This window comes from Bacillus cereus group sp. BfR-BA-01316, assembly GCF_022664195.1.
GTDB lineage: Bacteria > Bacillota > Bacilli > Bacillales > Bacillaceae_G > Bacillus_A.
Window position 1 is genome coordinate 1 of sequence record NZ_JAKUGX010000040.1, and the last position, 13590, is coordinate 13590.

Here is a 13590-nt window from a genome sequence, read left to right on the forward strand (position 1 = left end):
AGGAAGACTAAATCCAGTAGGTCCAGTATTGCCAGTAGGTCCAGTATTACCGGTAGGCCCGGTGTTGCCAGTAGGTCCAGTATTGCCGGTAGGCCCGGTGTTACCAGTAGCGCCGGTAGGCCCAGTATTGCCGGTAGGCCCAGTATTGCCGGTAGGTCCAGTATTACCGGTAGGCCCGGTGTTGCCAGTAGGTCCAGTATTGCCGGTAGGCCCGGTGTTACCAGTAGCACCAGTGTTCCCGGTAGGACCTGTAGGAAATTGAAAGGGCTGAACAGGTGGAAGGGTAGGCCCAATTAAACCCGGGTTTAGCGCAGCAGAAGATAAAAACTCGTCCATTATATTTCACCTCTGAAAAGTTCGTATTACTAATAGTAAATGCAAAAGTAGAACAAAGTGAAATGGAAAAGCGAGTGTATTTATTAAATTTAACTAAATAGTTATTTGAATAAAAAGCTATTTGAATAGAAAGAGATTTAGCAATTACAAGGTAAAAAGTTTCATGAATTATCCACTTTAATTCAATATTCATAGTATGAAAGATGGAATACAAAAATATTTATAGAGGTGAGGTGAATAAAGAATGCTTTGTAATTATTTTTACACTGAAACGCAAATGCGTCCTTTAGGAGGGCAGGGGCCTGCGCAAAGTACTATTCAAGCTGTTCATCAGGCTATACAAGCACAGCAACAAGCATTACAAGCACAACAAATGCAACAAAGTTATTACCCATCACAATCGTTTTATTCATTACAGTCGTATTACCCACCACAGTCGTATTATCCATTACAATCATATTACCCGATGTAGATTACACAAGGATGGCATTTATTTTTGATCGTTACCATATGAAACTGTATATGTTTTATAGCGGAAAATGACAAAACAGAAATAGCTCTTTGATGGAGATAGGCTGCAAAAACATAAATTTCATATTTAAAAAAAGAAAAAAGATTGCCTGTATCCTAATAGGCAATCTTTTTAATCTTTTAATTCTTTTTTAATTTAGTGAGAGTGTCTTAAGAACAGTTGAATTGCTTTTTCAGGTACATAGAATTTCCCGTTGCTTTCTACAACGATGCTTCCTAATTCATAATCTTTTCCATCGATACAGATAATGTTTTTATTAACAGACAATTTTGCCTCTGTATTATTGCGTTTTGCTACAAGTACAGGTTTTGCTATATCTTTTTTGTCAATCGTTACAATTGCACCAATTTGTTTAAAGGCTGTTTCAGCATCTAAAAATAACTTCTTAGTTATTTCTCCTAATTGAAAGCTCATTGCTTTGGCCATTGTCTTCGCAATGTCTGTATTTTGGACTAAACCGTATGGCTTTTGAGGACCGTAAGAGTATAAGAATACATCTTCACCCGTATGACCACCAGTTGTAAAACCGAGGTTCGCACGGTTGGCCAATAATGTAGTAAGGATCGGACCTGCATCAGCTTTCTTATGTGCAGTTTTTAATTTTTCTCTTTCATCATCAGTTAAGTTGTCTAAACCGTATAGAGCAGCTACTTCTTTCATATTAGATAAATCGTCTTTAAGCTTATTTGTAGCACCTTCAAGTGTCACTTTCGCCTTTTTCAGTGGAGCAATGTAAGCTGATACTGGTGTGGTATCATATCCTTTTGTGGTATTGCTGTTACCAATGGAAATACCGCTATTTCCATGATCGGTTAAAGCGATGACCATAGTATTACCATCTTTCTTCGCAAACTCTAACGCTTCGGTAACCGCATCATCAAATGCCAATACATCGCTAATCATCCCGATTGGGTCATTTGCGTGTGCTGCCCAATCTGCCTTACTGCCTTCTACGAATAAGAAGAAACCATCTTTATCTTTTGATAATGTTTGAATTGCTTTGCTCGTCATCTGGGAAAGAGTTGGCTGTGCAGGATGGTTTGCTTCACGATCTATATCGAACGCAAGTGCAGAGCTGGAGAAAGAACCCCAGATTTTATTTGATTTGGAGTTTAATAATGCATCCTTTGTTTCGACAAAGTCGTACCCTTTGTCTTGAATCACTTTTACTAAATCTTCGTTGTCTTTACGGATTCCATTGCTTGTCATAGGCTGGAGTGCTGCCTTTCCACCGCCTAATACAACTTCTATATTTTGATAAACTTGCTGTTCACCAATTACTTCAAAATTTTTGCGGTTAGCATGGTGGGCAGAGAAACTAGCCGGAGTAGCATGCTGAATTTCTGATGTAGCAATAATTCCTGTTGCACGGCCTGAACGTTTTGCACCTTCTAAGACGTTGGCAACTGGACGAAACTTGCATTCTTCTTTGACTGGTTCTAAGCCAGGTGAATTCACAATAGAAGGTAATACGCCCACGTAGCCTGAATTTGATTTATTGCCTGTCGCTAAAGCTGTGGCTGCCGGTGCGGAATCCGTAATAGCTGATTCTGCCGAATACGTACGAACACCCCCTGATACAATTTGATCGAGTGCAAGAGGTGTGCCTTTATACCATCGGGCCAATGTTATGACGGAAGAACTTGTCCCATCCATAACCATGATAATTACGTTTTTTGGTTGTTTCTCAGCTTTTTTTACCTCAGCTTTTACCTCGTTATCGTTCAGTATGTTTCCTGCTGCTAATGAACCTAGTGCTACCGTTCCCGCTAATGTTAGTCCCATTATTTTTTTACGAAGATTAGTCATTGTTGTCCCTCCATAGATTGTTTTCGACATCCCAATCTAGCATTCGTATGTACACATAGTTTTGATTTTTTACTTTTTGTTAGTAGTACCCCATTGTCACGAAACTAATAATAACTATTTAGTCAAAATGTTGGGCACAAAAAGTTAAAATTCAAGCTACTTCTTCAGAAAAATCTTCTCATCACATAACACCTTTTTGTATCCTTAAGTAGTACGGTCTTTCCTATAAAAAGAATCTTCTCTTTATTTTATGGGAAACATTAAAAAAAGGATGGTGGGAAGAATGACAATCGATCGAGTTTGTACAATTGGACCAGCAAGTAATAATAAAGAAACATTAGCCCAGTTAATAGACAATGGTATGAAAATTGTTCGGTTAAATTTATCACATGGCACCCATGAAAGTCATAAAGATATCATTCGTTTAGTAAAATCGTTAGACGATTCTATTAGAATTCTAGGGGATGTACAAGGTCCTAAAATAAGATTGGGTGAAATGAAAGAGGAACAAATTACAATTGGAGCAGGGGAGTTATTTATTTTACATACCAATCCAGTTGAAGGGAATAAAGAAGAAGCAAGTGTTGATTATGTAGGGATTGCGAATGACGTGAAAGTTGGAAGTAGAATTCTTATTAATGATGGAGAAGTTGAGTTAATTGTTGAAAAGGTAAGTGCGGAAAAAATAGAAACGAGGATAAAAACAGGTGGAAATATTGCCTCTCATAAAGGGGTAAACTTACCAGGTGCAATTGTTAGTTTACCAGCTATTACAGAGAAAGATAAAAAAGATATTCAGTTTCTTTTAGAAGAGAATGTTGATTTTATTGCGTGTTCCTTTGTGCGAAAACCTAGTCATATAAAGGAAATACGGGATTTTATACATGAGCATAAAGAAATTTCCCCGAGTTTAATTGCAAAAATAGAAACGATGGAAGCAATCGAGAATTTTCAAGACATATGCCAAGAAGCGGATGGCATTATGATCGCAAGGGGAGATTTAGGTGTGGAATTGCCGTATCAATTTATTCCACTGTTACAAAAAATGATGATTCGTGAGTGCAATCGAACGAATACATATGTAATTACAGCGACACAAATGCTTCAATCTATGGTAGATCACTCTATTCCTACAAGAGCTGAGGTAACTGATGTATTTCAGGCTGTATTGGACGGAACGAATGCTGTTATGCTTTCTGCTGAAAGTGCGTCAGGGGATCATCCAATCGAAAGTGTGAAAACATTACGTCTCGTTTCTGAATTCGCGGAGCATGTAAAAAAAGACGGTCCTTTTGCGATGAAAGATGTATTGGAATTACTACATAAGTCTCTTTAGTTTATATAGAAGGATGTATCTCTCATCCTAAAAACATACGGAAACGAATCAGGGTATGAGGTGCCATTTTAGTATTTACTTACAGATTGAAAGGTGACATGCCAGCTGCCTATATGAAAGAATCATTATGGAACATGGAGGTCTTTCGAAAAGCTAAAGGAGGATTTTAAATTAGCTAATCCAATTATCTAATTTAAAATATATTCATTCCTATTCATAGATGTTATCCTTATAGTTGAATACTTTTGCTGAACCAGCAAGAATTTGTTGTTCTTTCTGTATGAATTCAACTTTTTTATGGAAAGATATGTTAGTAAGTGTATGGTTTGAACGTTTTATTTTTTAGAGTATGATAGGAGGAGAATGAATATGGAAGCAATTGAAGTAGGCGAAATTTTTAGTCTTACCGATGAGAATAATGAAGAACAGGAAGTTGAAGTGCTTGGAGCGATGGATGTCGAAGGAGCAGAATACATTGCGGTTGCCTTTGTAGAAGACATTCAAACAGAAACCGAGGAAGACATTGATATCTTCTTTTTAAAAGTAGAAGAAGATAATGAATTCTCATACATAGAGAATGACGAGGAATTTGAAAAAGTATCTGCGGCGTTTGAGAAGATTATGGACGAGCAAGAACAAGAATAATAATAAAAATAGTTAGAAAAAAGAGGGAGATGCATATCTGCCCTCTTTTTTGTATATGGTTGAAAAATCTTTCTCTAATTTCTGTTTTTCAATCCGCTATGAATCATAAACTTCTTTTGTGTTTGTGGAAGCCGCATCTAATAGAAGGAAAATCGACGCTATAATATGTATAGCGATTTGTATATAGGGAAAGAAAGCAACTAGAGTAGTGAGTATTCCTATATAATTCGCATATGTTTTCATGCCTGCCTTTTTAGCTAATACAATAGTGATGATATGTAAAGTAATTACTATAAGAAACGGTATCCCGTATAAGTCAACTATTCCTTGAAGTAAATAATAAGGAATTAATAAAAGATGAGAGATACCTGTAGTACACTTCAATGTTTTTACGACTGCCCTCAAAGTTAAGTCCTCCTAAATATGTTTGTATGAATATATTACCAAATATAGTGGGTGAATGGATATGTTTTTGTGATTCACATCCAGGTATCGTAATAATATTATTATGTAAACTAATTGGTTTTTTTACTTATTCACTAAAAAAACCACCCAAATGAGGGTGGCACTTATTATATATAGTTATTAAATGTGTTATTTTCCAAGGAAGAAAGGGGAATCTTCAATTCAGTACCTTCTTTCATATTGCGCAGCACAACGGTTTCAGTAGTAATTTCTTCTTCACCAATTATAAGTACGTATGGGATATTCTCTTTATTTGCATAATTAAGGGCACGCTTTAATTTGCGTCCTGCTAGTTCGAGTTCAACTTTTAATGAAGTAGTGTTACGTAATTGCTTTGCAATTTGTAAGCATTGTAATTCTGTCCCAAGTGGGATGATAAAAAGATCCGCTGTAGATGATGTTGTTTCTTTCTGTGATAGAGCTGTATAAATAACATCTAAACCGAATGAAATCCCTACAGTTGGATAGCTCATATTATCACCACGGAACGCTCCGATTATATTATCATAACGACCACCACTACCTATGCTTGATGTGATACTGCCATCTTGTAAAAAGATTTCATACACAGTGCCTGTATACATTGTGAGTCCTCTTGCTAAAAACGGATTGAATATCGTATTTTCATTTATTCCGAGAGCGAGTAAGTATTGCTGTAATTGTTGCAATTCGTTTACTCCATCGGTAACAAGTGTATTATTGAAAGTTTCTTTAAAGTCGGCAATAGTAAGTTTTAGGCAAGATAAAACGGTATTACATATTGTATCGGCCATTTCTACAGAAATTCCACGCTCCAATACATCTTTTCGTACACCATCAATCCCAATCTTTTCGATTTTATCCAATGATAAAATTACGTCACTCGTTAATTCAGTAGGGATGTTAATAGACTCGAGAATACCATTTAATAATTTTCGATTATTATATTGAATCGTTACTTCTAAGTTTAACGTTCGGAATAGGTCAAATGCCATGCTCATGAGCTCAGCTTCTGCCATGACAGACTCTACACCAACTATATCAACATCACATTGAATGAATTCACGAAATCTCCCTTGTTTAATCGGACCATCTCGAAATACTTTTCCAATTTCATATCGTTTAAAAGGAAGGCGGATATTTGGGTTCATCGCGACAACTTTGGCGAATGGAATTGTTAAATCGTAACGTAAGGCAAGCTCGCGTTTTCCTTGATCCTGAAGTGTATATATTTCTTTTAAAATTTCATCACCACCACCGTATTTGTATGACATAAGTTCATACATATTTAACGTTGGTGTTTCTAAAGGCTTACATCCATATCGTTCAAATGTATCTTCACATGCTCTTTTAATTTTATTTCGCAGCACTTGTTCCTCTGGTAAATAGTCTTTTGTCCCTTTTACATTTTTCATTTCCATTGTAATCACTCCTCTTTTAAATTAAAAAAAGCTATGCAGGTATAAAAATACCCACATAGCTTTATGAACGCTTCGTGGGTCAACAGGAAAAGCCCTGTACCCACGAAGAAAAATTTTCTTCGGATACACGGCGTTACGTATGATGATGAAGTTGGAAAGAAGTATTGAAAGTACACATATGAAATCTCTCCTTAATAAGTTTTTTACAAAGTATAACAAATGATTTTTGAAATATCAATATTTTCAGTTTTGAAGGAAGCGTATTAATTTTACAGTACCTACAGAATGTTTTCCGTTCGTGCCATTTTAATGGCTTCTTCACGGTTGTTGACACCAAGCTTTGAGTAGAGATTTGAACAGTAATTACGAATCGTTCCCTCCGATAAAAGCAGTTTAGCGGCAATTGATTTGTAGCGTAGCCCGTTTGATAGATGCTCTAAAATTTCTATTTCGCGTTTTGTAAGTCCGTACGGGTAAGTTTGTTTAGTCGATCCGATTTTTTCTAATTGCTCACGTTGACGTTTCATTTTCTCAAAAACTCGCGTAGCAACCGATTGGTCAATCCAAGTTCCTCCGTTATAAATAAGTTTCAAAGCTTCTTTCATTTCCTGTGGATGAATAGATTTCAACATGTATCCTTCAGCGCCATGCTCTAGTGCAGTTGCTGCTTGTAAGGAATCTTCAAACGTTGTCATAAGAACAATCTTCATATTAGGCCAACGTCGCTTCATTTCTAGTAAAGCTTCAATACCATTCATTTCTGGCATTTGAATGTCCATTAGTACAATGTCAGGCTGTAATTGTTCACATAGTTTTAAAGCTTCAGCTCCATCGTGTGCTTTACCAACAACAGTAAAATCAGTGTGATGCTCTAAAATTTGCTCTAAACTATTTGTAATAAGTTCCTGATCATCAACGACCAATAAGCGAATAATGTTATGTACAAGCTCTGTTTGTAATGGAATATTACAAACGATGAATGTTCCTTGCTCAGTACTAGAATGAACAGATAATGCCCCCTGAACTTGTTCAAGTCGTTCTTTCATTCCACTGAGGCCAAAGCCAAATTGAATTTCTTCCATTCCAATACCGTTATCCTCAATTTGCAATCGAAGTTGTTGTCCGTCGAAATGCAGTTGAACGGATATGGTGCTCGCTTTACCGTGCCGAACAGCGTTTGTTAACGACTCCTGAAGACAACGATATAGGCAAAAATTCACTTTTTGCATCACAAGAGTTTCATTGCCAATCGTACGAAATGTAACGGTTGTACCTGTAGATTTTATAAATTCTTCTGTTAATTGGTGCAGTGATTCACTTAATGAATTACTAAGTGGATTATGAGATAGCTCGTGTAGATGCTTTCGAATGTCATCTAGACTACGCTGAGCAATGCTGATAAGTGAATCAATTCTTTCAAACTGTGAATTCGGTACTGATGATTTTAGTGATGTGACGCCAGCGATGAGAGAAGTAAGTGTATGACCAATTGTGTCATGTAGCTCATGTGACAATCGATTACGCTCTTCTATTAGAGTAAGCTCTTCAATCCTTTTAATATGTTGTTCTAATAGTAGTTTTTGCTCTTCAATAATTCGAGATTGTTTATGATACTGAATTAATATATTAAAAGAAACGCCAATGGCAAAACCGATACTACAACTAACAATCATTTCGTATGGCGACCGCCCGGCAATCAAGGCGTTCAATAATGGGAATACAAATCCACAAAAAATACCGCTCCATATATAATTATTTTGATTACTACATAGGCCAATAGTGATTACGAGTAAAATGAAAGGCCAAAGTAAATTTGGGGCTACGGATGCTAAATAAAGATAAAAACAACCTGCGGTGATAATATCGAATGCAGGGTACCATTCTGTTTTCTTATATCGAATAATTAATGGTACAAGGTAAACGACAAAAGCGAGAGCAAGTACGATTATACTTGACGTATGAATGAATGATGGAAACATAAAATTAGTACCGATGATAACAATTAGCCAAACTGTTCGTATGAGCACAAATATCCAGTCATACCAAATCCATTTTTTTGTGAATGAGAACATAAATTAAGCACCTACTTATATTTTAAGATTAATTATCTAATGATTCAGACTCATCATGTAACATATCTTTTAAATCGTCAATAGAAAGACAGACAACAAAGCATGTCATATGAAGCAGTTGACAGTTTGTCACATGTTTTATGTGACAGAGTTGCACATAGTGTCACGAGTAAATTAAAGCATTTTGTCACTATGTTATTTAACAATATTGAAGTTAAGGTGAGTGTGTGAAGCAACAGAAAAATTCAAAATAATAGGAGCGATGCATTATGAAATCATTCATCATTAAAAAAGGAACTGCACTTACTTTAACAGCAACTATATTGGTTGGAGCGCTAGCAATACCTTCTTATGGAAACATACAAGCGGTGAATAAAAAGACATCAACCGAGCAAGCTGTTGATAAAGCTGCCGATGCGGCAAATATTCCAGGAGTTATTGTTACTGTAAAAAATGGAGAGGCGAGCTGGTCATATGCTTCTGGTGAAGCAAATATTGAGAGGAATCATAAGGTAGATGCTGACTCTGCTTTCAGAATCGGGAGCACAACGAAGACGTTTGTAGCTACAGTTGCATTGCAGCTTGCTGGAGAGAAGAAACTAAGTCTAGATGATACGGTAGAGAAATGGTTGCCGGGACTTATAAAAGGGAAAGGCTATGATGGTAACAAAATTACGATTCGTCAATTATTAAATCATACAAGCGGAATTGCGGATTACTTGACTCCAGATCTTAAAGCGAAATTAATAGAGAATCCAAGTGAGAATTATAGACCGGAACAATTAATTTCCCGTGCCTTAGAATTAGAACCGGTAAAAGGCTGGTCATACTCGAATACGAATATGGTTATTGTAGGATTGATTATTCAGAAGATAACAGGGGAATCATATGCCGAGCAGATAAAAAAACGAATTATTGAACCTCTTAGTTTAAAAGAAACGGTCCTTCCTGGAAGTTCGATGGATATTCCGAAAAAAAATGCCCGTGGCTACTTGAATACGGGAGATAAATTAGTAGATATTACTTTGTTTAATCCATCATTTGCTAATGCTAGTGGTGAAATGATTTCGACAGGAGAAAATATGACAACGTTCTTCCGTGCCTTATTAAGTGGTAAACTACTGACACCGGAGATACAGAAGGAAATGGTGACTAACACAGTTGATACCCCATTAGGAAAGTATGGGCTTGGCATTCACGCAACAAAATTGCCAGACGGTATTGAAGTATGGGGACATGGTGGTGGTATTCCTGGTTTTACTAACTTTGCTGGTGGAACGGAAGATGGTCAACATGTTATCTCGATAAACATTAATGTATTAGGAGCAGAAAAACAGATTAACAATATATTAGCTTCAGAATTTGCAGCAAAATCAAAAAAGGAACCTACGGATAAGGAAAAGAAAAGTAATCATAGAGAAGAAGTTAAATACGTAATGGATCGAGTAGTAACGAATAAAAAAATCCCAAGTGTTATAGCTGGCGGATTAAAGGATGGAAAGCGGTGGTCTTACGCTACAGGGACGGCAAGTTATGAAATACCACGCCCAGTGGAACCGAATTTTTCATTCCGTATCGGAAGTATTACTAAGGCATTCACAGCTTCTGTTGTACTGCAATTGGCTGAAGAGAAACAATTAAACCTTGATGATTCAGTCGAAAAATGGTTGCCAGGAGTCGTACAGGGTAACGGATATGATGGAAATAAAATTACAATTCGTCAGTTGTTGAATCATACAAGTGGAATTGCAACCAATATAGATAAGGATATGCGAGATCTTACACTGCCCCAAAACCCATTTCGTTACTATAGTACCGATGAACTTATCAGTTTAGCACTTGCAAAGCCGCCTGTATTTGCACCAGGGGAGGGCTGGGACTATTCGAACACAAATACTGTTATAGCTGGGAAGATTATTCAAAAGGTAACAGGAGATACGTATGCGGAGCAAATTAGAAAAAGATTCATTGAGCCACTGGGGTTAAAAGAGACATTCGTAATGGAAGCAAGTCCGCACATACCAGGTGAACATGCTACAGGATATAGTATGGATAGATCGGGTCGTTTATATGATTTGACAGAAATAAATCAGTCATGGGCGAATGCAGCTGGAGATATGGTTTCAACAGTGAAAGATTTGACTACCTTCTTCAGTGCACTGTTGGGTGGAAAGCTTCTAAATCAAGAGCTAATGGATCAGATGTTCAAAACAGTAGATTCACCTATAGGTAAGGTTGGACTAGGAATTTATGAAGAAAAAACACCGGACGGACAATCATATTGGGGGCATGCTGGTGGGACTTATGGATTTGAAACGAGGGTCGGTGGACCTATTGGAGGAGAGCATATTTTAGTAACTGCTATCAATGCAGTAGGTCCGGAGGTTATTGAGGGGAGGGATAAAATATTTAATAAGGAGTTTGGACGTTAAATGTAAAACTGACATCAAGCCTTTTATTTGAAGGTGAGAGTCGGTTTTCTTTTTGCTCTCTTAGTACCTTTAAGTTGAGGATGTTTAGAGTCAAAACCTAATAATTAAAGTTTTACTTTAAATTGAACAATATGTGAAGTTTTGTAGGAGAATTTGAAAAAGGTGTATAATAAAAGGAAAATTAATGATGTGAAATAAATTTCTATGTATTAAAAGGAGAACCTCATGAAAAAAGATAAAACAAATGCAATGCGAATATTAGATAAAGAAAAAATTGAATATTCGATGATGTCATACGATCCGGATGATGGAAAAATTGATGGCGTTTCAGTTGCTGGCAAAATTGGTAGAGAAGTGAGAGAAGTATTTAAAACGCTTATCGCTCAAGGGAATAGTAAAGATTATCATGTGTTTATTATCCCGGTAGATGAGGAACTAAATTTAAAAGCTGCCGCAAAAGCAGTAAGTGAAAAGAAGATTGAAATGATTCCTGTAAAAGATATTACGAAAGTGTCAGGATATATTCGCGGCGGTTGTTCACCAGTAGGGATGAAGAAGTTATTTTCTACATGTATTGATGAGAGCGCACAATCACTCGAAACGATCATTGTAAGCGGCGGGAAAATTGGCGTGCAAATTGAGCTTAAAGTTGAAGATTTGGCGAAAGCAACGAGAGCGCAGTTTGGAGAAGTAACGAAATAAATAGTGAAATTTAAAGAGATATAGAATCCTTACATATTTGAAAAAAGAAGTGTTAGTAAACCTATGAATTTGAAATACAATCCTTATTTAGGCTTAATTTCTAAAGAACTCTTTAATAAAAATCCCACAGCATATTATAAATATGTTGTGGGATTTTTCTACTTGAACCTCTAAAATTAAGCAACTTCATTATTTTTAAAATCAAGTGTATTGAAAGAAAAAGATAAAACTCTATTCTTTAATAAACTTTGCAACAGAACACTATACAGTTATATAACTTTAAGGAGAACTCATTGTACTCCATATTTTTGATAAATGAACTAATTCTAGTTTAGTATATGTAATTCGAGTTTTTCGTGGATGAATCCATTGGGAAACAATATTTTTCACCTGTTAACCATTCAAAAACGAACGTTTTTAGATAATTTAATAAAAATGTTCATATTTTTATTGTGTATTCACTAATAGTTTGTTATATTATCAATATAATAATTTTAAATAACATCACTCGTATATACTCGGTAATATGGTCCGAGCGTTTCTACCTAGTTCCCAATGAAAGAACTGGACTACGGGTTAAAGTATTCGGTCGTTCGGTGTATTGAGCGCTGCCGATCTATAATTTAGCAATGGTCTCATCTTTTGCTTAATTAACTTTGACTACCGTAGTTCTAGAAAGTAGAGATTCTTCTACAATTTCTAGAACTTTTTTCTTTGGACCAAAACCCCGAGTATATGAAACAACAAGAGAAAGAGGAGAGATTATTTATGAAGAAAAATCTGTTGAAAAAATATGCTTCCCTAGCAACTACTATCGCATTGTCATTCTCAATACTTGCAGGATGTAATGCTAGTCCAAAAAAAGTAGCGGAGGCAAAAAGCACTCAAAACCCTATCTTAATTCAAGGCCCAATGCCAATAGAAGCTGAAAAATTTGCAAAAAGGTTAAAAAATGTGAAAGAAGAAAAATCTGGGAGTTTTGTATTTTATAAAGGAACTGTAGACAATTATCCTGTAATCGTTGCGAAAACAGGTAAAGGAATGGAAAATACAGCAGCCGCTACAGCAGTGGCTATTGAAAAATATAAGCCTATAGCGATTATTAACCAAGGAACATCAGGTGGACATGATCCTAATTTAAATGTATTTGATATTGTTTTAGGAAAAAAAGTCGCGAATATAGGTTCATTAAAAACAACAAATATGGATGAGAACCAAGGGATTGAACCGACAAAATGGATATCTATGGACTTAATGGCTTCTGAAGGGAGTGCAGGAGAAGATCCAAATGCTGAGAAAATTCGATACTACGAGGGAGATAAGGATTTACTTGCAGCAGCTAATGCAGTAAAAGATAAATATACAAAAGGTAAAGTGGTGGAAGGTACTATAGGTTCAGCAGATGTTTGGAATAATGAAGTTGATAGAATTAAGTGGTTCCATACAAAATACGGTACATCTGTAGAAGAAATGGAAGGCGCTGCCGCAGCGCAAATCGCAAAAGCTTATGACGTACCATTCTTAGGGATTCGAGTATTATCTAACAATAAAACAAACGGCGGAAAATACAACCCAAATACAGCAGCGGCAAATCAAGAATATGTATATGAAGTAGTTAAAAAATATATAGATTTGATGCCAAATAAATAAAATCAGTTCTATTCTTATCATAAACGTCAAGTAACTCCAAAAGTTTCTGAGACAGATAGACCTATCTTAGGAATGGTTGTTGGAAAAGAAAAGCTTGTTTCTTATTAAAAAAAGATAAGAAATGAGCTTTTTTATTTAAAATGAATTGAGTAATTAGTTTATAGCGTTAATGTGTAATAGTGAATATCATAATAATATAATGGAGGTGAAT

At 36.0% G+C, this 13590-nt stretch carries 11 protein-coding genes and 1 riboswitch; of the genes, 6 read left to right on the forward strand and 5 right to left on the reverse strand.

Annotated elements, in window-relative coordinates; genetic code table 11:
* On the reverse strand, positions 1–336 hold a 336-nt coding region (locus tag MR071_RS25870; protein ID WP_242238058.1), incomplete at its 3' end, for an exosporium leader peptide-containing protein.
* Between the two features lie 244 nt (positions 337–580).
* Between MR071_RS25870 and MR071_RS22530 the strand changes: the two genes are divergently transcribed.
* Positions 581–808, forward strand: coding sequence for a DUF3947 family protein (locus tag MR071_RS22530; protein ID WP_105587296.1), 228 nt, complete (start codon positions 581–583; stop codon positions 806–808).
* Positions 809–1003: 195 nt separating this feature from the next.
* Here MR071_RS22530 and MR071_RS22535 read toward each other — a convergent pair whose 3' ends face one another.
* Entirely contained in the window at positions 1004–2677 is a 1674-nt protein-coding gene (locus MR071_RS22535) for an alkaline phosphatase (RefSeq protein WP_242238059.1), read from the reverse strand.
* A 283-nt stretch (positions 2678–2960) separates the two neighbouring features.
* On the opposite strand from MR071_RS22535, the gene MR071_RS22540 reads away from it, so the two are divergent.
* Both MR071_RS22540 and MR071_RS22545 read left to right on the forward strand, forming a co-directional pair.
* Positions 2961–4013: a pyruvate kinase gene (locus tag MR071_RS22540; protein WP_242238060.1), complete on the forward strand. Its 1053-nt coding sequence runs from the start codon at positions 2961–2963 to the stop codon at positions 4011–4013.
* Between the two features lie 363 nt (positions 4014–4376).
* Positions 4377–4658, forward strand: coding sequence for a DUF1292 domain-containing protein (locus MR071_RS22545; protein ID WP_002013967.1), 282 nt, complete (start codon positions 4377–4379; stop codon positions 4656–4658).
* A gap of 96 nt (positions 4659–4754) precedes the next feature.
* Here MR071_RS22545 and MR071_RS22550 read toward each other — a convergent pair whose 3' ends face one another.
* The 3 genes from MR071_RS22550 to MR071_RS22560 all read right to left on the reverse strand — a co-directional run bounded on the left by MR071_RS22550 (position 4755) and on the right by MR071_RS22560 (position 8595).
* A complete protein-coding gene (locus tag MR071_RS22550) occupies positions 4755–5063 on the reverse strand; it encodes a hypothetical protein (RefSeq protein ID WP_105587293.1) in 309 nt (102 codons plus the stop codon).
* A gap of 167 nt (positions 5064–5230) precedes the next feature.
* A complete protein-coding gene (locus MR071_RS22555; protein ID WP_105587292.1) occupies positions 5231–6523 on the reverse strand; it encodes a histidine--tRNA ligase in 1293 nt (430 codons plus the stop codon).
* A 278-nt stretch (positions 6524–6801) separates the two neighbouring features.
* Complete coding sequence (locus MR071_RS22560) at positions 6802–8595, reverse strand: helix-turn-helix transcriptional regulator (RefSeq protein WP_242238061.1); 1794 nt, start codon at positions 8593–8595, stop codon at positions 6802–6804.
* 269 nt (positions 8596–8864) lie between these two features.
* Here MR071_RS22560 and MR071_RS22565 point away from each other — a divergent pair, with 269 nt between their 5' ends.
* The 3 genes from MR071_RS22565 to MR071_RS22575 all read left to right on the forward strand — a co-directional run bounded on the left by MR071_RS22565 (position 8865) and on the right by MR071_RS22575 (position 13379).
* Positions 8865–11027, forward strand: a complete 2163-nt coding sequence (locus MR071_RS22565; RefSeq protein ID WP_242238062.1) for a serine hydrolase domain-containing protein — start codon at positions 8865–8867, stop codon at positions 11025–11027.
* A gap of 225 nt (positions 11028–11252) precedes the next feature.
* Entirely contained in the window at positions 11253–11729 is a 477-nt protein-coding gene (gene ybaK / locus MR071_RS22570; RefSeq protein WP_242238063.1) for a Cys-tRNA(Pro) deacylase, read from the forward strand.
* A gap of 488 nt (positions 11730–12217) precedes the next feature.
* Positions 12218–12321: riboswitch (purine riboswitch) on the forward strand.
* A gap of 176 nt (positions 12322–12497) precedes the next feature.
* Complete coding sequence (locus MR071_RS22575; protein WP_242238064.1) at positions 12498–13379, forward strand: 5'-methylthioadenosine/S-adenosylhomocysteine nucleosidase; 882 nt, start codon at positions 12498–12500, stop codon at positions 13377–13379.
* Positions 13380–13590 lie beyond the last annotated feature (211 nt).

Excerpts from the sequence above, each read along its gene's own strand:
- MR071_RS22560 (WP_242238061.1), bottom strand. The coding sequence starts at position 8,595 with ATGTTCTCATTCACAAAAAAATGGATTTGGTATGACTGGATATTTGTG.
- MR071_RS22535 (WP_242238059.1), bottom strand. The coding sequence starts at position 2,677 with ATGACTAATCTTCGTAAAAAAATAATGGGACTAACATTAGCGGGAACG.
- MR071_RS22545 (WP_002013967.1), top strand. The coding sequence starts at position 4,377 with ATGAATATGGAAGCAATTGAAGTAGGCGAAATTTTTAGTCTTACCGAT.
- ybaK (WP_242238063.1), top strand. The coding sequence starts at position 11,253 with ATGAAAAAAGATAAAACAAATGCAATGCGAATATTAGATAAAGAAAAA.
- MR071_RS22575 (WP_242238064.1), top strand. The coding sequence starts at position 12,498 with ATGAAGAAAAATCTGTTGAAAAAATATGCTTCCCTAGCAACTACTATC.
- MR071_RS22530 (WP_105587296.1), top strand. The coding sequence starts at position 581 with ATGCTTTGTAATTATTTTTACACTGAAACGCAAATGCGTCCTTTAGGA.
- MR071_RS22540 (WP_242238060.1), top strand. The coding sequence starts at position 2,961 with ATGACAATCGATCGAGTTTGTACAATTGGACCAGCAAGTAATAATAAA.
- MR071_RS22565 (WP_242238062.1), top strand. The coding sequence starts at position 8,865 with ATGAAATCATTCATCATTAAAAAAGGAACTGCACTTACTTTAACAGCA.
- MR071_RS22555 (WP_105587292.1), bottom strand. The coding sequence starts at position 6,523 with ATGGAAATGAAAAATGTAAAAGGGACAAAAGACTATTTACCAGAGGAA.